The organism is Massilia sp. LXY-5 (genome assembly GCF_059801075.1).
The window spans coordinates 239,062-257,073 of sequence record NZ_JBNNEH010000005.1 but is presented as its reverse complement, the minus strand read 5'-3'; the positions used below and the strand labels follow the sequence as shown (position 1 = coordinate 257,073).

Here is an 18,012-nt window from a genome sequence, read left to right as displayed (position 1 = left end):
CGCTGCCATGGCGATGTTGTAAGGCGCTGGAGGGAGCCATGACACGCAAGCTATTGATCAGCATTCCTGCGGGCGGCGCGCTTCTCGAAGGCATGCTCGAACTGCCGGCCACGCCGATCGGGGTCGTGCTGTTCGCCCACGGCAGCGGCAGCAGCCGCTTCAGCCCGCGCAACAACCAGGTGGCGGCCGAGCTGCGCGATGGCGGCATCGCCACCCTGCTGCTGGACCTGCTCACCCCCGAGGAAGACGCCGCTTACCGGAACCGCTTCGACATCGACGTACTGGCTGCGCGCCTGCACGCAGCGGCAAGCTGGCTCGGTACCGAACCGTTGACGGCGCCCTTGCCCCTGGGCCTGTTCGGCGCCAGCACGGGCGCCGCGGCGGCCCTGCGGGTGGCGGCCGACAGCGGCACCGGGATCGCGGCCGTGGTTTCGCGCGGCGGGCGGCCTGACCTGGCCGGGACGGCCCTGGCCCACGTGATCGCGCCGACCCTGTTGATCGTGGGCGGCGAGGATGGGCAGGTGGTCGACCTGAATCGGGAAGCGTACGAGGCGCTGGGCTGCGAGAAGGCGCTCGAGATCGTGCCGGGTGCAACCCACCTGTTCGAGGAGCCGGGCGCGCTGGAACAGGTGGCGGACCTGGCTTGCAGCTGGTTCGTGCGGCATTTCGAGCCTTGAAGGCGCACCGGTCGAGAAATCAGGCCAGCGCCGTATCCAGCACCGTCATCAGGATGAACCCGAAAATCAGGGCAATCGTCGCCGAGGTCCCATTTCCGTTTTCGCGCATCTCGGGAATCACGTCGTTGACGATCACGAACAGCATCGCGCCGCCGGCCGCCGCCAGCGCCACCGGCAGCATCCCGCCCGCGACCCCGATCAGGGCCACGCCGAACGCCGCGGCGATCGGCTCAATCACGCCCGACAGGACGCCGAGGCCGACCGACACCAGGCGGCTGTAGCCGACCGTGCGCAGCGCGAGGGCCACCACCAGCCCTTCCGGCACGTCCTGGATCGAGACGCCGGTCATCAGCGAATGGGCTTTTTCAATGTCGATGCCGGCATAGGCCACGCCGATCGCCAGGCCTTCGGGCATGTTGTGCAGGGCGACGGCGGTGACGAACAGCCAGGCGCGGCGCAGCGAGCTGCCGTGCACGTCGCTCGCCAGCACCTGGGCCGGCTCGGTGGCGCGGCTCATCAGGAGGATGGCGCCGGCGCCGCCCATGATGCCGACACCCGCCAGCAGGCTGGCTTCCCAGGGGCCGGCGCCCGAGGAGCGCGCGGCAGCGAGGGCCGGGATGACCAGCGAGAATGCGGTCGCACCCAGCATCACGCCGGCGCCGAAGCCGAGGAAACCGTCATAGGTACGTTTCGAAAAATTCTGTGAAAACAGGACCGGCAGGGTGCCCAGGGCCGTGGCCGCGGCGGCCGTCGCGCCGCCCAGCAAGGCCGCGGGCATTTTGGGATTGGTCATGAGCTGGTCGGCCAGGCTGCCGAGCATGAGGACGCAGCCGGCCGAGAAAATCAGCAGGCCGATGATGCGCCGCACGGTCAAGGCACGAACAAGGGGGCGCAGATACGCGCCAGTCCAGCCCAGTTTGCTTGTTTCGGAGTCCATCCACGATTCCTTCCGTCCGCCCGGGGCGCACTACCCGGCTTGAAAACAGGGTAGCAAACACCCGAGCGGCCACGGCGCGCGCCTGGATCGGACCGAGAAGCGGTCCGAAAACGAGGGCGCGCGCCCTTCGCTGCGTGATTACGGCTTGCTGACAGCCGAAGCGCCTTTCGGCGTCGATGGGTCGAGGCCCAGTTCGGCGCCGGTCTGCGGATCCTTGGACGGATCGGACAGGGTGCGCGCCTGCATCTGCTTGAGCACCTCGATGTCGGCCGCGGGCAGTTTGACCTCGGCTTCGCCGGAGCCGCCGTCGACCGCCATCTGCTTTTCGCGGTCGGTGACGAAGTCCCACTGCGGACCCTGGTTCCATGGGCCGCGCATTTCGCCGGGACCCTGCGACATGTTGAAATAGACGCTGGAGAAGCGCGGATCGACCGGCATTTTGCCCGGAGGGAAATTCGACTCCATCGAATACAGGGCTTTTTCGAAGGATTTCTGGTGCGCCACCTCGCGCGTCATCAGGAAGCCCAGCGCTTCCTTCACGCCGGGGTCGTCGGTGAGCGCGATCAGGCGCTCGTAGACGATTTTTGCGCGCGCCTCGGCGGCGATATTCGAACGCAGGTCGGCGGTCGGCTCAGTGATCGAGTCGATATAGGCCGCAGTCCAGGGCACGCCGGCCGAATTGACCAGCGGTGTGCCGCCGCCGTACAGCACCTGGGTGATGTGGGAGTCGTTGCCGGCGCCGGTGATCTTGCGGTACATCTCGGCTTCGGTATCGACCGCTTCCGCCAGCTCGCCCTTGGCGCTCTTGTTCAGCATGGCGACGATATTGCCGATCACCTCGAGGTGGCTCAGCTCTTCGGTTGCGATGTCGAACAGCATGTCCTTGCGGCCCGGATCGTCTTCCGATACGGCCTGGGTAAAGTAACGCATGGCGGCAGCCAGCTCGCCCTGGGGCCCGCCGAACTGCTCGAGCATCAGGTTGGCCAGGCCTGGATTCGGTCCGGAAACGCGAACCGTGTACTGCAGGCGTTTGTTATGTGCAAACATTCCGACTCCTCCGATAGATGAAAACTAAGCGTCCACGCGACAGCGTGCCTCGCCCTCTCAACACGGCTGCACGGTGTCAACCGTCAGTCGAACATGGCTTCATCTTGGCAGGACAAATTTCGACGAGTAATCAGCAGCCTGGCCGTTCCCGTGTAGGACATCGGTGACAAACTATCACAAGGAAAAACACCTGTTTCCGGTCAGATTGCGTCCGTAGCTATTACTTTCAGTTACTCAACTATTTTCGCATCAGCGCGCCGTTTGCCGACAAACCGATGCGTCGCACTCCTACGCCGTGCAGCACCGGCCCGGACTAGGATCTTATTCATTCGTCAATCCGGAGGGACACACCATGTTTTCCATGAACCAGCTGAGCCCGACTATCACCGACATGATCCGTTTCGATCACTCGCATGTGATGGTCACGTTTCACCAGTACACGAAGGACAAGTCGCCGAGCGTCAAGAAAGCGCTGGCCGATACCATCTGCACTGCGCTCGAGATCCACGCCACGCTGGAAGAGGAAGTGTTTTATCCCGTGATGCGCCAGATCGACAAGGGAGAGCCCTTCGTCCACAAGGCCGAGCCCGAGCACGACGACATGCGCCGCCTGATCGCGGAACTGCGCCGTACCAGCGGTTCCGACCCGCGCCACGACAAGATCCTGCTCGAACTGATGCGCGACGTGATCCACCACGTGGCCGACGAGGAAACGACGCTGCTGCCGCAGGCGGAAACCCTGATGAGCAAGGCGCGCCTGTCGGAACTCGGCGCCCAGATGAACAAGCGCCGCATGGAACTGGTTGCGCCGAAAGCCGGGCAGCTGGCCAAGAGCCACGCCGTCGGCTTCTCCGGCAGCACGACCGCGATGGTCGTGGGCGGCATCAGTGCCCTGCTCGCGCTGCGCAGCCTGGTCAAGAAACCGGGTGGCAAGCCGGACGACACCCGTACCTGGTCCAACGCCAGCTCGACGCGGCACGCAAGCTGACAGCTCGGGGCTGAATCTGGAGCCGGAACGCCTGCCGGCTAGCCCAGCAGGCGCATGACCAGGGGTACCAGCCAGGGCGCCAGCACGGCCGTCATCACGCCGTTCAATCCCATGCCGAGACCGGCGAACGCACCCATCTCGGCACTCACCTGGAAGGCGCGCGCCGTGCCGATGCCATGGGCGGCCAGGCCCAGCGCAAAACCGCGCGCCGCATGGGATTCGATCTTCATGGCATTGAACAGGGAGCGTGCGATCGCGGCGCCGAAAATGCCGGTGCCGATCACCAGCACGGCCGTGAGCGCGGGCACGCCGCCCAGGCGTTCCGAAATCGCCATGGCAATCGGCGAGGTGGCCGACTTGGGCCCCACCGTGCGCGCCAGTACGCCCGACCCACCCAGCACCAGCACCACGCCCACCGCCGACACGATGGCGGTGACACAGCCCGCCAGCAAGGCGCAGGCCAGGGGCAGGAAGGCGCGCCGGATGCGCGGTACCTGGCGCGCCAGCGGCACGGCCAGCGCCACGGTGGCCGGTCCCAGCAGGAAGTGGACGAACTGGGCGCCGGCGAAATAGCGCTGGTAGGACATGCCACTCACGAGCAGTGCGATGCTGACCAGGGCGATCGCGATCGCCACCGGATTGGCCAGCGGAGAATACTTGCAGCGCCTGTAGACTTCCTGCGCCAGCACGTAGGCGCACAGCGTCATCGTCAGGCCCAGCAGCGGCGAGGCGGACAAATACACCCAGAACTGGTTCAGATGCGGACTGAGCTGGGCGAAATCAGGCATCGCCCTCTCCTTCCGGTTTCATTCCGCGCAGGACCAGCCCGGTGACCGCCAGCGTCAGCACCGTGCTGGCAACCAGGGAAGCGACGATCGCCAGCCAGTGCCCGCTGCCGCTGCCGGCGGCCGCAACGATGCCGACGCCGGCCGGGACGAACAGCAGCGACAGGTGGCCCAGGAGTGCGTTTGCGGCGGTTTCGATACGCGTTTGCAGCGCCGGCCGCAGCACCAGCGTGACGAACAGCAGGATCATCCCGGCCACCGGGCCGGGCACGGGCAGGCCGAGCAGGAAGACGAGGCCTTCGCCGAGGCACTGGAAGAGGAGCAGCAGGGCGAATGCGGGCAGCAAACAGGTTCTCCGAAAGGCGAGGTTCTCCGAATGGCGCCGGTTTGTCCGGCGCATCGTATTATATTACGCGGCCTCTGCCGCCTGCCCGATCGCCCCGCGCCTCACCTGGTCGCGCTCGATCGACTCGAACAGGGCCTTGAAGTTGCCTTCGCCGAAGCCGTCGTCGCCCTTGCGCTGGATGAATTCGAAGAAGACGGGACCGAGCTGGGCTTCGCCGAAGATCTGCAGCAGCAGGCGCGGCTTGCCGTCGACGACGCTGCCGTCCAGCAGCAGGCCACGCGCCTGCAGCTCGGCCGGATTTTCGCCGTGGCCCGGGATGCGGCCGTCGAGCATCTCGTAATAGGTGGCCGGTGGCGCGCTCATCAGCGGCACGCCGGCGGCGCGCAGGGCGTCCACGGTCGTGACCAGGTCGTCGGTCAGCAGGGCGATGTGCTGGATGCCCTCGCCGTTGAACTGCATCAGGAATTCCTCGATCTGGCCGCCGCCCGCCTTCCCTTCTTCGTTCAGCGGAATCCGGATCTTGCCGTCGGGCGCGGTCATCGCCTTCGAGGTCAGGCCGGTGTACTCGCCCTTGATGTCGAAGTAGCGGATTTCGCGGAAGTTGAACAGTTTCTCGTAGAAGCCGGCCCAGAAGGCCATGCGGCCGCGGTAGACGTTGTGGGTCAGGTGGTCGATGATCTTGAGGCCGTGGCCGGGCGGGCGGCGCTCGACACCGGGCAGGAACTCGAAATCGATGTCATAGATCGACTTGCCGTCTTCGAAACGGTCGATCAGGTAGAGCGGCGCCCCGCCGATGCCCTTGATGGCCGGCAGGCGCAGCTCCATCGGGCCGGTCGGGATCTCGACCGCCTGGGCGCCGAGTTCCAGGGCGCGCTTGTAGGCTTGATGGGAATCCTTGACGCGGAAGGCCATGCCGCAGGCCGACGGGCCGTGCTCGGCGGCGAAATACGCGGCGTAGCTTTTCGGCTCGTTGTTGATGATGAAATTGATCTCGCCCTGGCGGTACAGGCTCACGTTCTTCGAGCGGTGTACCGCGACCTTGGTAAAGCCCAGCTTCTCGAAGATCGGCTCGAGCACGCCCGGCGTCGGGGACGCGAACTCGACGAATTCGAAGCCCATCAGGCCCATTGGATTCTCAAACAGGTCAGCCATCTTGTTTTCCCTTATCTTCCTACTGGTACAAATGATCTCCTCCAGCCGGCGCGCGCCTCGTGAGCGCGCTACCTGGCGGAACCGTGCGAGCGGAATGATACGCCAGTCGGGGCGCCCTTCCTCAAGCTGCTCCGGACACTCATGTCGGATCGGCATGCTCGGGGCGGAGCATACCCGTCCCCGCCCCGTTCGAAAACCGGTTTTTTTTCAGCGCGGGCGAGGACCGGGCCGCTCCTGCAACAGGGTCTTGACATCGTTGAGGAGTACGACGGGGTGCAGGTAGGAGGTCGAATAGATCTCGCGCACTTCGCCGCCGGGGTCGAGCAGGTAGACCTTCAGCATGTGGCTCAGTACAGGAGGACGCCGGCCGGGCCGGCCCTCGGCAGCGACCGAGACATCCTGGCCGAAGCCGTCGAGCAGCGGCGCCAGTTCCCTGCCGTTACGGGTGGTGAGGAAGTGCCAGTCCAGGCCGCGCCGATCGCGGGCCTCGCTGCCGCCATAGCTGCGCATCGCCACCGGGGTGTCGAATTCCGGATCGAAGCTCATGCTGACGAAACGCACCTTGCCGCGCAGGGAGGGCGAGCGCTCGATCGTCCCCTTCAGGCTGTGCAGGGTGGCATAGGCCAGCGGACAGCCCTTCGCGTCGGTGCAATAGGTATAGATGAAGGAGAACAGCGTGACCTTGCCGGTCGTGAATTCCGACAGGCGGCGCAGGCTGCCGTCGCTCTCCAGCACGATCCCGTCCGGCGCCTTCATGATGCGCTCGAGCCGGTAGCTGCCCGGCGCGGGCGGAATGAAGCCGAGCACCGGGACGGTGGAGGGGCCGGGGTCCTGCGCCGCCGTGGCGGCGCCCGCCCACAGGGCGAGCGCCAGCAAGGCGGCACGCGGCAGCGCGCCCGCCCTCACCGGTTCGCGATCGAGACCGCGGCCGGCGTAGCTGCCGCCGGATAGGCCGCAAGCTGCCCCGCTTTCGCGCCGAACTTCATGTGATGCGGGCGCCCCAATTTGAGCTTGTAGAAATCCACTTTCCATTGTTCGCTCAGCTCCTTGCCGTCCCAGCCGAACAGTTTCACGAATTGCTCGTCGTCCGCGCCGCCCTTGTCCCAGTTGGCCAGCAGCGAGGAGCTCACATAGACCCGCTTGCCGTCCCAGCTCTGCGAAATCATGTTGACCTGGGATCCGGTCTTCTTCGCATAGGTCTGGCGCGGCGCCTCCGGATTGCTGATGTCGAAGTAGCGGGTGGTGCCGTCCATGAAGGTATTCACCCACAGGCCCTTGCCGTCGGCCCGCATCGAGATGTCGACCGGCAGCGGCGTCCTGGCCGGGTCGCCGATGGTGGCGACGTCCTTCGCCTGCCATTGGCCCTTGGCGTCCTTCTTCACCAGCCACAGCTTCGAGGTGAGCGCGGTCGCCGTGATCGCCCAGTCGTCGCCCGGGTTCAGCGACCAGCGGATTTCGAGCGGTGCGCCGGGCACCTGGAACACGTGTTCGGGCTGCATGGCCTTCAGGTTCCACAGCACCATCGTATTGCCGAACTGCTTCATCGCGCCCTGGTCCTTGATCAGGGTGCCGAGCGGCGTCATGTAGTTCTTCTTGCCGGTGAAGCTGGAGCTCAGCATCGCGTTCCTGGCCGGATTGATCGCCAGGTCGTAGCCGTAGCCGTCGCCGCCTTTCATTGCAGGCGCGGCCGGCATGTCGTAGGTCCGGATGAACTCGCCCTTGTTGTTATACAGGGCCATGCCGGTGGTGCCGCCGCCGTCCCTGTTGTTCGACAGCGCCCCGACCAGCATCCTGCCGGGCAAGGCATAGAAGGTGTGCGGGCCCACCAGCCCGGAGCGTTTGGCGAAATCGGCTATCGTGTTCACCAGCCGCGGCTTCGCGGGATCGGTGTGGATGTCGAATACATAGATCTTGCTGTCGTCGAGGCCGCCGGCCCAGAGGAAGCGGCGGTCGTCGGTGAAACCGGCATGGTGGGCCTCGCCGCGCCCGCCCACGGAGACTTGCGTGATCACCTGGCCGAACCTGGGCGATTTCGGATTCACGTCGAGGGTGACCAGCTTGTCCGAGCCGTCGCCCATGCCCTTCACGCCCAGGGTCCACACGTACAGGTAGTCTTCCTGCCCCTTGACCAGGCTGGACAGGTAGGGGGAGTTGCAGGTCTCGTCCGCGAAGGCCTGCGGGACGGTGAAGCCGAACATGAGCGCAGTCAGCGCAAGCGGCGCGGCCGCGCGGGTGAGTCGATGCAGTTGCATGTTGATCTCCTCTCAGGACAAGCCGTCAGGATCGCTGTCCGCAAGGTTTAGAGTTTGCGTTAGATCAAAGCGAGCGGATTGAACGAGCTGGAGCATGGCCGTCCGCCCTATTGGGCGAAGGTACCGGCGACCAGCCCGCGCAGCCACTGGTTGCCCGGGTCCTGGTTGTAGCGCCGGTGCCAGAACATATTGGTCTGCAGCGGCGGCAGCTTCAGGGGCGGCGTGATCCAGGCCAGCCCGAAGGGCGGCCCGGCCCGCTCGGCCAGCTTCTGCGGCACCGTCACCACCAGGTCGCTGGCCTGGACGATGTAGGGCACGGCCGTGAAATGCGGCACCCGGAAGCGCGTCGAGGCGCCGATCCCGGCCTTTTCCAGCAGCTGGTTGATGCGGTCGTAAGGACTCTCGCTGGAGTCGACGAACAGGTGCTCGGCGGCGGCGAAGCGGGCCAGGTCGACTTTGCCTTCGGTGAGCGGATGGCCGCGCCTGACCATGCTCACATAGGGCTGGCGAAACAGCAGGCGCTGATACAAGGCTTCGGAAATGTCCTCGAAGGGACCGATCGCCAGGTCGACCCGCCCGCTCTCCATTTCTTCCTTGAGGGCGATACTGCCCGCGCGGCGCGAGCTGATCTGCAGATGGGGCGCCGCCAGGCGGCAGCGTTCGATCAGGGCCGGCATGAAATGCAGCTCGCCGACGTCGGTCATGGCGATCGTGAAGCGGCGCGTGCTGGTGGCGGCTTCGAAGGCGCTGCGCTGGTTCAGGGCCAGCGCGACCTGGGCCAGGGCGGCGCCGACCGGTTCCGCCAGGCTTTGCGCGAAGGGCGTGGGCTGCATGCCCTGCCCCGTGCGCACGAACAGCGCGTCGCCGAACAGGCGGCGCAGGCGCGCCAGCGCATTGCTGACGGCCGACTGGCTGAGGTTCAGGCGGCGCGCCGCGTTCGAAATCTGGCGTTCGCGGTAGACTTCCTGGAACACGGCCAACAGGTTCAGGTCGATATCGTGCGGCTCGATCACAAGGGACTCCAGTATTTAGCAGATGAATAGTCTACATTCATCTATTCACGTCGTAAAATGCCAACGCCTGACTTAGAGTGCACGGAAATACTGCAAGGAGATCCGCATGACCCAGCACATCGGTACCGAATCCGCTTACCAATCAGCTTATTTGTCTGGATTCGGCAACGAATTCGCCACCGAAGCCCTGCCCGGCGCCTTGCCGAAGCACCGCAATTCGCCCCAGCAGGTCGCCTATGGTTTGTACGCCGAGCAGCTTTCCGGCACGGCCTTCACGGCCCCGCGCGCGCATAACCGCCGCTCCTGGCTGTACCGCATCCGGCCGGCGGCCATGCACGGGCCGTTCGAACAAATCGACAAGGGCCGCATCGTCGGCAGTTTTACCGACGTCGCCCCGCCGCCGAACCAGATGCGCTGGAGTCCGCTGCCGCTGCCCGATGCGCCCACCGATTTCGTCGACGGCTGGGTCACCATGGCCGGCAACGGCTCGCCGGAAAGCATGAACGGTTGCGCGATCCACCTGTACGCGGCGAACCGCTCGATGACGGACCGTTTCTTTTACTCGGCCGACGGCGAACTGCTCATCGTGCCCCAGCAGGGCCGTCTCGAGATCGCCACCGAGCTCGGTACGATCGCGCTGGAACCGCAGGAAATCGCCGTCGTCCCGCGCGGCATCCGCTTCCAGGTGCGCCTGCCGGACGGCGCCGCGCGCGGCTACATCTGCGAGAACTTCGGCGCCCTGTTGCGCCTGCCCGACCTGGGGCCGATCGGCTCGAACGGCCTGGCCAACCCGCGCGACTTCCTGACGCCCGTGGCCCGCTATGAAGAACGCGAAGGCGATTTCCAGCTGGTGGCGAAATTCTGCGGCAACCTGTGGAGCGCCAGGATCGGGCACTCCCCGCTCGACGTCGTCGCCTGGCACGGCAACTACGTGCCCTATAAATATGACCTGCGCCACTTCAACACCATCGGCTCGATCAGCTACGACCATCCGGACCCGTCGATCTTCCTGGTCTTGCAGGCCCCTTCCGACACCCCGGGCGTCGACACCCTCGACTTCGTGATCTTCCCCCCGCGCTGGCTGGTCGGCGAAGACACCTTCCGCCCGCCCTGGTTCCACCGGAATGTCGCCAGCGAATTCATGGGCCTGGTGCATGGCGCCTACGACGCCAAGGCCGAGGGCTTCGTGCCGGGCGGCGCCAGCCTGCACAATTGCATGAGCGGGCACGGACCGGATGCGGCGACCTTCGACAAGGCCAGCACGGCCGATACGGGCAAGCCGGCGAAGGTCGGTGACACCATGGCCTTCATGTTCGAAACCCGCAACGTGCTCTGCCCGACCGCGCACGCCCTCGCTTCCCCGCAGCTGCAGGCCGGGTATCACGACTGCTGGGCCGGCATCCGGAAAAACTTCCGGCCGACGCCGTAAGGGAGCGGGCCGATGGCGCACCAGCACATCCTGCATGTCGAGACCCGCGGCCGCGGCACCCGCGACATCACGCACGAGGTGGCGCAAGTCGTCGCGGCGTCGGGCATCGCTTGCGGGCTGGCGCAGGTCTTCGTCCAGCACACCAGCTGCTCGCTGACGATCACGGAGAACGCCGACCCCGACGTGCGGCGCGACCTCGACACTGTGCTGGGACGCCTGGCGCCGGACGGCGACCCGGCCTACCGCCACAATGACGAAGGCCCCGACGACATGGCGGCGCACGCGCGCAACGTGCTGACCGATACGGGTATCACGGTCCCGGTCGGCGGCGGCCGGCTGCTGCTCGGTACCTGGCAGGGCATCTTCCTGTGGGAGCATCGGACCAGGCCGCACCGGCGCACGGTGGTGGTCACGGTTATCGGCTGAATCGCCCCGCACCCCGGACTGCGCTGTCGAAATAATTTACAGTGGTCAACTACTATTGTGTTTTCCACACCTCGAATAAATGCTGTTCATAAACTAATCAAGCACTTACGCACGCTGGCACGCCCTTTGCATATAGATGAGCTCACAACTAAAAAGAGGGTTGACCATGTACGCAACGAAGATGAAGAGCATCCTGATTGCAGCAATCGCAGCAACCGGCCTGGCAGCAGGCAGCGCCATGGCAGGACCAACGATGGACGAGTTCCTGAAATCGTACGACAGCGCCAGCTCGGGCGCCGGAACCGAACTGAGCTTTTTCGAAGATGCAACCGGCAACGATTACAACCAAAACGACCTGACCAAGATCGACGGTACCAACGGCGCGACGTTCGACGCGGCGACCGGTTTGTTCGTGATCAATGTTGCCGCACCAGGACCAGGTTATTTCCTGCTGAAGTTCGGCACCGGCGGCAGCAATACCAAGATCGACACCTATGTCTTCAAGAACATCGGCGACCTGACCCAGCTCGTCTGGAGCAGCGCCCAGGTGAACTTCCTCAGCGGCGGTAATTGCTCCGACAACAACAACGACAACAACTGCAACATCGGCCGCCTGAGCCACATCACCTACGTGCCGGGCGACGACGGCACCGGCGGTCCTGGCGGCAATCCTGGCGAAGTGCCGGAACCGGCTTCGCTTGCCCTGCTGGGCGCGGGCCTGGCCGGCATGGCCCTGCGCCGCCGCAGCCGTCAATAAGCCTTCGATCCTGCGATCAGGCGAAAAAAATGGCGCCCCGCAGGGCGCCATTTTCCATTGCGTCGGACGGTTTTAATTGACCGTGACGGCAACCGATTTCGTGCTGGCGTTGCCGGCCGCGTCGCGCGCGGTGACCGAAACCGTATGGGTGCCGGCGCGCTCCTTTTTGGTGTTCCAGCTGTACGACAGCGAACCGCCGCTGCCGCTGGCCTTCAGCACGCCGTCGATCGACAGGCTGGTGCGGATGCCGGCGGCGCCCGCGTTGTCGGTGGCGCTGACGCTCACCGCCACCGTACCGTTGACCGCGCCGGCGACCGGGTTGGTGATGTTGACGCTTGGCGCGATCGTGTCGCTCGGCACCGAGGTGGTGACGTTGGCGACGTTCACCGACACCGTGCTCGAGGCGCCCGCATTGCCGGCGGCGTCATACGCGACCGCGACCAACGCGGCCATGCCGTTCGGCGAACCGGCCGAGTTCCAGCTGAAGCTGTACGGCGCGGCGCTGTCGGTGGCGACCACGGTGCCGTTCACCTTCAGCTCGACGCGGGCCACGCCGACGTTGTCAAGCGCATTCACGCTGACCGGCACCGAACCCGACACCGTGCTGCTGCCCAGCGGCGCGGCGATCGAGGCCGTCGGCGCGGTGGTGTCGACCGTGCTGACGAAGGCGCGGGCGGCGCTGACGGCGGCCGCGGCGTTCACGCGGCCATAGCCGAACACCGGATCGCGGCCGGCCGCGCCCAGGTCGACCGCGGTCTTGAACAGCAGCGACTCGACCTGCGCCGAGCTCAGGTCGGGACGCGATGCCATCATCAGGCCGGCCACGCCTGCGGCGACAGGGCTGGCGAACGAGGTGCCGTTCCAGGCCGAATAGCCGAGCGCGTTGTTGGTGGTCCAGATGCCGGTGCCGGGCGCCGCCAGCGAGACAAAGCTGCCCCAGCTGGAGAAGCTCGATTTGGCGTCCGCGCTGTCGGTCGAGGAGACGATGATGAAGGAGGTGTCGGGCACCACGTTTTCGTCGACGTTGTTGTTGCCGGCCGAGATGAAGACCAGGCCGCCCTTGCTCTTCATGTAGTTCGAGGCGCTTTTCACGGCCGAGCTGCCCGCGATGCCGACAAAACTGACGTTGGCGACGCGCGCGCCGTGGTCGGCGGCGTAGGTGATGCCGCTGGCGATGGTGCTGAAATAGGCCTGGCAGGCGCCGGCCGCATCCTTGAACACGATACGGATCGGCATGATCTTCGCGGCGCCGGCGATACCGGCCACGCCCAGCGCATTGTTGGTGCTGGCCGCGGCCGTGCCGGCCACCGCCGTGCCATGGCCGCACAGGTCGCTGGTGTCGGTATTGTTGTCCTGGACGTTGAAGCCGGGAACGATGCGGTCCTTCAGGTCCGGGTGGGCGACGTTGACGCCGGTATCGAGCACGGCGATCGTGATGCCGCTGCCCTGGGTGCTGTCCCAGGCGGTCGGGGCGCCGATCTTGCCGATGTGCCAGGCGCTGCCGATGTAAGGATCGTTGACGGCCATCGCGACCGTGACTTTACGGTCGAGCTCCGCAAACTTGAGTTCCGGGCGGCGCGCCAGCTTGGCGACCACGTCCTCTTCCGACAGGCCGGGCGGCAGGTCGACGATCTGCATGCGGCTCTGGCCGACCTTGCGGCGCTTGCCGCCGTGGGCCTTGACCAGGTCGTCGAGCTCGGCGTCGGAGAGGCCGGCGCGCGCTTCGATCAGGATGCGGCCGCGCGCGAATTCGCCAGGCTGTGCGGCCTGGGCGCTGGCGCCGAACGAGAGGACGAGACTGGCGACTGCCAGTGCGGCGGCGGTTTGACGCAGGGAGAAGAGGTTGGAAGCATTGATCATGGCAAGCGAATCCTGTTAGGTAGAAATCACAGGAATGCTGGCCGTATGCATCCGGGCGAACGAAAGCTCGCAACACGGAATGTCGATGCCTGGCAGTCCTGCCGTCATGGAGCCATGCATGGCTCGGTAGACCGTTGACTTTGCGTCCACCGCTTTCGCGGTGTTTGCCCTTTTCAGTTACTGAGCAGAGTGTAGCCCTGGAATTTCCGTAAGGCAACCTAAACACGCATGCGCGTGATCTCTGTCGTATTTCTGCTAAAGAATATGGCGGTTGCAAGTTCAAAATCTTGGCGGCAGGATACCTCGTTTACTCAGCAATGCAAAATATTGATGAGTCCTGATGTCACAATGTCATCGCAGCGTCGTGGCCGAATTGCCACAGCTAGCGGAAATACGGCGGCAGGTTGGCGGCGATCTGCGCGAACTCGGCCTCGGTCAGGGGCAGGCGCCGGAACGCCGCCCAGGCCTCGCGCGGACGCAGGTTATTCCCCTGTGCCGAGTCGGTCCCGTAGAGCATGCGCCCCATGCCGACCTGGCGCAGGCGCTTTGCCAGCAGTGCGGCCGCCTCCGCGCTGATGTCGCGGTCGGCGATCGAGGCGACGTCGAACCACAGGTTGCGCGTGCTGCGGCTGCCGCTTTCGGCGGCCGCGGCCAGGGTGGCAAGCACCTCGCGCGCCGGCGGATCCTCGAAGCCCGGCCCGCTCCCGCCCAGGTGCGCGACCTGCACCGGCACGTCGGGCGCGGCCGGCAATACCTTGTCGAGGAAGGCCTGCGCTTGCGCCGCGCCGTAGGGCCGCTTGTTGCGGATGCTGGCGCGCATGTGCACCACGATGGCCATGCCCGCGCGGTTCGCAGCCGCGAACACCTCGGCCAGGCGCTTCAGGTGCGCCTCCTGGTCGAGCTGCACGTCGGAATTCCCGAGATGCAGCTTGAGGCCGCGCTTCAGCCCGGGCTTGCCGGCGCAACGCCTGATCTCGTCGATTGCGTAATCCTTCAGGGGATTGACGCCGCAAAACGCGATCAGGCGGTCCGGAAACTGCGCCGCCTGCGCCGCCGTCCAGTCGTTCTCGCGCCTGACCTGCGCGTATTCGTCCTCGACCGCGCGGCGCGGGCTGCCATACATATACGCGGTCGACAGCAGCACCGCCTTGCGGATGCCGGCCGCGTCGAGCAGCCCGATCACTTCTTTCGCCTGCACCGGCCTCAAGCCCGCGTCCGGTCCCAGCAGTGCAAGGATCTCGTCGCTGAAGACGTGCTGGTGGTAGTCGCCGGCGGGCGTCGGCTGGGCGGCGGCGGCGCCGCACACCAGCGCGGCCGCCAGCGCGGCCAGCTTGAACAGTCGGTTTCGCATGCTTGTCTCCCTTGGTCTGGTGGCCGCACATTAGCACCGCCGCCGCCGCCCTGCCCGGCCGCCGCGACGGCCGGTCGAAACCGATGGCCGAAGCGCGTGCGCCCGCGGATGAACCGTCATGGCCCGCCTGCGCAGGCCCGGGCGCGGCCCTGCGTGCGGTGCGCGGGCCGCGCCAGGCCGCGTGCGATGATGCCGGCGAATGATCGCGCGCCGCCGGCGCCCCCGGATGCGGCCCGCCATGCCGCTGGAGACCAACGCACACGCCATGATGACCGACATACTGATCATCCTTTTCCTGATCCTCCTGAATGGCGTATTTGCGATGTCGGAACTGGCGCTGGTCTCGGCCAGGCGCATGCGGCTGGAGAAATCGGCGGGTGAAGGCAGCCGCGGCGCGCGCACGGCGCTCGGGCTCGCCGACGAGCCTAGCCATTTCCTCTCCACGGTGCAGGTCGGCATCACCCTGATCAGCATCTTCAACGGCGCCTTCGGCGAGGCCTCGCTGGTGGCGCACATGACACCCCAGTTCAAGGAAATGCCGATGCTCGCGCCCTACGCCTACCAGGCCTCGCTCGGCCTGGTGGTGGTGTGCATCACGATTGCCTCGATCATCCTCGGCGAACTGGTCCCGAAGCGGATCGCGATGGCCTATCCGGAAGCGATGGCCACGCTGATTGCGCCGTCGCTACGGATGCTGTCGACGATCATGTCGCCCTTCGTGAAGATGCTGGCGCTCGCCACCGAGGCCATCGTCCGCCTGATCGGCATCGGACGCCACAAGGAAGAGGCGCCGACCGAGGAAGACATCACCGGCATGATCAAGGAAAGCACCGACGCCGGCGTGTTCGAGAAAACCGAATACGATATCGTCTCGCGCGCCCTGCGCCTCGACGACCGCCACCTGAAGGCGCTGATGACGCCCCGTGTCGACCTGACCCTGGTCGACCTGGACCAGCCGCGCAGCGAGAACCTGGCGCGCGTGGCCGCCAGCCACTACAGCCGCATGCCGGTCTGCCGCGGCGACCGCTCGCAGATCATCGGTTTCGTGCACACCCGCGAGCTGCTGGCCCAGGCGGTGCGGGCCGGCTCGCTCGACGCGATCGATATCGAGGCGGCGGTGCAGGAGATCCTGTACGTGCCGGAAACGGTCAGCGCAATGGCCCTGCTCGAACTGTTCAAGAAAAACAATGCGGAGATCGCGCTGATCGTCGACGAATACGGCGACATCCAGGGCATGGTGACCCTTACCGACGTGATGAGCGCGCTGGTGGGCGAGGTCACCGTCATCGGCGAACAGGGCGAACCCGACGCGGTCCAGCGCGAGGACGGCAGCTGGCTGCTCGACGGCGGCGTCGCGCTCGACCGCTTCCGCGACCTGATGGGCACCGACGTGCGCTTCCCGGGCGAAGAAGGCGGCACCTACCACACGCTGGCCGGCTTCATGCTCTACCAGCTCGGCGTCATCCCGCGCGCGGCCGACACGGCGCAGTGGGGAGACTACCGCTTCGAAGTCGTCGACATGGACGGCAACCGGATCGACCGGCTGCTGGTCAGCCATGTTCCCGCTCCGCAGGCCACAGCGCGCCACGCAGGTACGACGCCTGAAACCAGCTGATTCCGTGGAGGGCGTCCACGGCGCCCGCACACGACGGCCCAGGCGCTGCTGTAAATTATTTCGACAAGCTGCCCTGCCTTCGCCTTTTTCCACGGTTCGCGGCCGGTGCAACTTGAAAACCGCCACCATGTATGCGGGCTGGATATTCTTTACGTCTCCGCCACGTTCCTTGGTCGGATTCATGCGGCAATCGCTCCACATCGGCGTTCTCTTCCCGAATACAGTGCTCGGCAGGGAATTTCCATTTTCAAGCCCCTGGGCCTCGATAGCGCGCCTGATTGAAACGTGACATCGAGGTAAACCAAGTCTTTCGGAAGATTTTACATGTCACGTTCTTGCTGCTGAGCTATACACGCCTAAACGTATGATTTCATTCGTTGTATTCACGCTGGTTCGCAAATTGCTTCGCTTACGGTGTTGTGTTCGGTAGTTACAGATGTGAAAACTGTTACAAAGGGAACGTCATGAAATCAGCAATCCTCAAACTTGCGGTGAGCGCGGCCTGCCTCACCGGTGCCGCGCCGGCTTTCGCCGACCTCGTCTACACGAACGGCACCCAGACGACCGGAACCGGACTCGGAGCCGTCTCGACGGTCGTGACCGTGCAGGACAATGGCCAGGGTAACGGGAACCCGCCCAACGTCAACGGCATCCAGTCCGGATGCGTGACCTTCACCAGCGGCAACCCGGGAACGCCCGCCCAGACCTGCGACCAGGGGCTGCTCGGCGGCGACAACACGGCCGGCAACGCCGGCAACAATACGTATTTCCTCAGCGATATCGCCGGCCTCACCAGCGCCGGCCAGCTGGGCTTTACGGTGAACATCAGCGAAGGCGCTCCCGGCAACACGGCCACGCTCACGGACCTTTATCTGAGCCTCTTCAATACGGCGACCAGTACCCGGACCTTTTACTCGTACACGGGACCGGACCTGGTGCTCGGCGACAGTGGCGGCATCGGGCAATCCGGCCTGAACCTGTTCCTGCTGGACGACGCCCAGGCCGCGGCGGCCATGCTGGCCTGCCCGGTACTGTCGCAATGCGTGGTCGGCGGCGGCATCCAGTTCGCGCTTGGCAGCACCGAGGCAACACCGGAAACCCTGTATGTCGGCGCATTTGAGCGCGGCGGTACGGGCGGTCCCGGCGGCGGCGAAGTGCCCGAACCGGGCTCGGTCGCACTGCTCGGCGCGGGCGCGCTGGCCATTGGCGCGCTGCGCCGTCGCAGCAAGGCCAAGGGTCGATAAGCCGGGGCATCCCGGCGCAGGCGCCACGTCCCGGCAGCACCGGACGCGGCGCCTTTTTTTTCGCGCAGGCCGGGGCTTCAGGCGCCGTGCTCCTGTGTGCCAATCAATTTGGCGCTGTTCGCGTTAAGTGTGG

At 65.6% G+C, this 18,012-nt stretch carries 17 protein-coding genes and 1 riboswitch; of the genes, 7 read left to right on the top strand and 10 right to left on the bottom strand.

What is annotated here, in order from left to right; genetic code table 11:
• Window positions 1–38: 38 nt before the first annotated feature.
• Window positions 39–677 carry a dienelactone hydrolase family protein gene (locus ACI48I_RS16230; RefSeq protein ID WP_193685769.1) on the top strand — a complete coding sequence of 213 codons (639 nt, stop codon included), beginning with the start codon at window positions 39–41 and terminating at the stop codon, window positions 675–677.
• Between the two features lie 19 nt (window positions 678–696).
• Here the strand turns inward: ACI48I_RS16230 and ACI48I_RS16225 are convergent, their stop codons facing one another.
• Together ACI48I_RS16225 and ACI48I_RS16220 are read right to left on the bottom strand one after the other, a co-directional pair.
• Window positions 697–1,614 (bottom strand): ZIP family metal transporter, encoded by a 918-nt coding sequence (locus tag ACI48I_RS16225; RefSeq protein WP_193685768.1) that lies wholly within the window; start codon window positions 1,612–1,614, stop codon window positions 697–699.
• Between the two features lie 138 nt (window positions 1,615–1,752).
• On the bottom strand, window positions 1,753–2,661 hold the full coding sequence (locus tag ACI48I_RS16220) for a manganese catalase family protein (protein WP_193685767.1): 909 nt from the start codon (window positions 2,659–2,661) through the stop codon (window positions 1,753–1,755).
• A 352-nt stretch (window positions 2,662–3,013) separates the two neighbouring features.
• On the opposite strand from ACI48I_RS16220, the gene ACI48I_RS16215 reads away from it, so the two are divergent.
• Window positions 3,014–3,649, top strand: a complete 636-nt coding sequence (locus tag ACI48I_RS16215; protein WP_193685766.1) for a hemerythrin domain-containing protein — start codon at window positions 3,014–3,016, stop codon at window positions 3,647–3,649.
• A gap of 38 nt (window positions 3,650–3,687) precedes the next feature.
• On the opposite strand, the gene ACI48I_RS16210 is transcribed toward ACI48I_RS16215, so the two are convergent.
• The 6 genes from ACI48I_RS16210 to ACI48I_RS16185 form a co-directional block, all read right to left on the bottom strand.
• A complete protein-coding gene (locus tag ACI48I_RS16210) occupies window positions 3,688–4,437 on the bottom strand; it encodes an LrgB family protein (RefSeq protein WP_193685765.1) in 750 nt (249 codons plus the stop codon).
• Window positions 4,430–4,780: a CidA/LrgA family protein gene (locus tag ACI48I_RS16205; protein WP_193685764.1), complete on the bottom strand. Its 351-nt coding sequence runs from the start codon at window positions 4,778–4,780 to the stop codon at window positions 4,430–4,432. The genes ACI48I_RS16210 and ACI48I_RS16205 overlap by 8 nt, the downstream gene beginning before the upstream one ends.
• Window positions 4,781–4,843: 63 nt before the next feature.
• Window positions 4,844–5,932: a 4-hydroxyphenylpyruvate dioxygenase gene (gene hppD / locus ACI48I_RS16200; protein WP_498574779.1), complete on the bottom strand. Its 1,089-nt coding sequence runs from the start codon at window positions 5,930–5,932 to the stop codon at window positions 4,844–4,846.
• Between the two features lie 207 nt (window positions 5,933–6,139).
• Window positions 6,140–6,838: an SCO family protein gene (locus ACI48I_RS16195; RefSeq protein ID WP_498574778.1), complete on the bottom strand. Its 699-nt coding sequence runs from the start codon at window positions 6,836–6,838 to the stop codon at window positions 6,140–6,142.
• Window positions 6,835–8,184, bottom strand: coding sequence for a methanethiol oxidase (mtoX, locus tag ACI48I_RS16190; protein WP_498574777.1), 1,350 nt, complete (start codon window positions 8,182–8,184; stop codon window positions 6,835–6,837). The genes ACI48I_RS16195 and mtoX overlap by 4 nt, the downstream gene beginning before the upstream one ends.
• Before the next feature lie 107 nt (window positions 8,185–8,291).
• Window positions 8,292–9,197, bottom strand: a complete 906-nt coding sequence (locus tag ACI48I_RS16185; protein WP_498574776.1) for a LysR family transcriptional regulator — start codon at window positions 9,195–9,197, stop codon at window positions 8,292–8,294.
• A gap of 106 nt (window positions 9,198–9,303) precedes the next feature.
• Between ACI48I_RS16185 and hmgA the strand changes: the two genes are divergently transcribed.
• The 3 genes from hmgA to ACI48I_RS16170 all read left to right on the top strand — a co-directional run bounded on the left by hmgA (window position 9,304) and on the right by ACI48I_RS16170 (window position 11,809).
• Window positions 9,304–10,626 (top strand): homogentisate 1,2-dioxygenase, encoded by a 1,323-nt coding sequence (gene hmgA, locus ACI48I_RS16180; protein ID WP_498574775.1) that lies wholly within the window; start codon window positions 9,304–9,306, stop codon window positions 10,624–10,626.
• A gap of 12 nt (window positions 10,627–10,638) precedes the next feature.
• The gene (locus ACI48I_RS16175) at window positions 10,639–11,052 is read left to right on the top strand and encodes a secondary thiamine-phosphate synthase enzyme YjbQ (RefSeq protein ID WP_193685759.1); all 414 of its coding nucleotides are present in this window, start codon (window positions 10,639–10,641) and stop codon (window positions 11,050–11,052) included.
• Between the two features lie 166 nt (window positions 11,053–11,218).
• Window positions 11,219–11,809, top strand: a complete 591-nt coding sequence (locus tag ACI48I_RS16170; protein WP_498574774.1) for a PEP-CTERM sorting domain-containing protein — start codon at window positions 11,219–11,221, stop codon at window positions 11,807–11,809.
• 72 nt (window positions 11,810–11,881) lie between these two features.
• Here the strand turns inward: ACI48I_RS16170 and ACI48I_RS16165 are convergent, their stop codons facing one another.
• On the bottom strand, window positions 11,882–13,669 hold the full coding sequence (locus tag ACI48I_RS16165; RefSeq protein WP_498574773.1) for a S8 family serine peptidase: 1,788 nt from the start codon (window positions 13,667–13,669) through the stop codon (window positions 11,882–11,884).
• A gap of 88 nt (window positions 13,670–13,757) precedes the next feature.
• Window positions 13,758–13,848: riboswitch (cyclic di-GMP riboswitch) on the bottom strand.
• Window positions 13,849–14,051: 203 nt separating this feature from the next.
• Window positions 14,052–15,020 (bottom strand): amidohydrolase family protein, encoded by a 969-nt coding sequence (locus ACI48I_RS16160; protein WP_498574772.1) that lies wholly within the window; start codon window positions 15,018–15,020, stop codon window positions 14,052–14,054.
• Between the two features lie 265 nt (window positions 15,021–15,285).
• Here ACI48I_RS16160 and ACI48I_RS16155 point away from each other — a divergent pair, with 265 nt between their 5' ends.
• Together ACI48I_RS16155 and ACI48I_RS16150 are read left to right on the top strand one after the other, a co-directional pair.
• Window positions 15,286–16,635 (top strand): hemolysin family protein, encoded by a 1,350-nt coding sequence (locus ACI48I_RS16155; protein ID WP_498574771.1) that lies wholly within the window; start codon window positions 15,286–15,288, stop codon window positions 16,633–16,635.
• A gap of 464 nt (window positions 16,636–17,099) precedes the next feature.
• On the top strand, window positions 17,100–17,879 hold the full coding sequence (locus ACI48I_RS16150; protein WP_498574770.1) for a PEP-CTERM sorting domain-containing protein: 780 nt from the start codon (window positions 17,100–17,102) through the stop codon (window positions 17,877–17,879).
• The last annotated feature ends 133 nt before the right edge of the window (window positions 17,880–18,012 follow it).

What these genes read in the sequence shown, in the direction of transcription:
- hmgA (WP_498574775.1), top strand. Translation starts at nt 9,304, where the DNA reads ATGACCCAGCACATCGGTACCGAATCCGCTTACCAATCAGCTTATTTG.
- ACI48I_RS16170 (WP_498574774.1), top strand. Translation starts at nt 11,219, where the DNA reads ATGTACGCAACGAAGATGAAGAGCATCCTGATTGCAGCAATCGCAGCA.
- ACI48I_RS16165 (WP_498574773.1), bottom strand. Translation starts at nt 13,669, where the DNA reads ATGATCAATGCTTCCAACCTCTTCTCCCTGCGTCAAACCGCCGCCGCA.
- ACI48I_RS16160 (WP_498574772.1), bottom strand. Translation starts at nt 15,020, where the DNA reads ATGCGAAACCGACTGTTCAAGCTGGCCGCGCTGGCGGCCGCGCTGGTG.
- ACI48I_RS16150 (WP_498574770.1), top strand. Translation starts at nt 17,100, where the DNA reads ATGAAATCAGCAATCCTCAAACTTGCGGTGAGCGCGGCCTGCCTCACC.
- ACI48I_RS16215 (WP_193685766.1), top strand. Translation starts at nt 3,014, where the DNA reads ATGTTTTCCATGAACCAGCTGAGCCCGACTATCACCGACATGATCCGT.
- ACI48I_RS16220 (WP_193685767.1), bottom strand. Translation starts at nt 2,661, where the DNA reads ATGTTTGCACATAACAAACGCCTGCAGTACACGGTTCGCGTTTCCGGA.
- hppD (WP_498574779.1), bottom strand. Translation starts at nt 5,932, where the DNA reads ATGGCTGACCTGTTTGAGAATCCAATGGGCCTGATGGGCTTCGAATTC.
- ACI48I_RS16210 (WP_193685765.1), bottom strand. Translation starts at nt 4,437, where the DNA reads ATGCCTGATTTCGCCCAGCTCAGTCCGCATCTGAACCAGTTCTGGGTG.
- mtoX (WP_498574777.1), bottom strand. Translation starts at nt 8,184, where the DNA reads ATGCAACTGCATCGACTCACCCGCGCGGCCGCGCCGCTTGCGCTGACT.
- ACI48I_RS16155 (WP_498574771.1), top strand. Translation starts at nt 15,286, where the DNA reads ATGATGACCGACATACTGATCATCCTTTTCCTGATCCTCCTGAATGGC.
- ACI48I_RS16230 (WP_193685769.1), top strand. Translation starts at nt 39, where the DNA reads ATGACACGCAAGCTATTGATCAGCATTCCTGCGGGCGGCGCGCTTCTC.
- ACI48I_RS16175 (WP_193685759.1), top strand. Translation starts at nt 10,639, where the DNA reads ATGGCGCACCAGCACATCCTGCATGTCGAGACCCGCGGCCGCGGCACC.
- ACI48I_RS16225 (WP_193685768.1), bottom strand. Translation starts at nt 1,614, where the DNA reads ATGGACTCCGAAACAAGCAAACTGGGCTGGACTGGCGCGTATCTGCGC.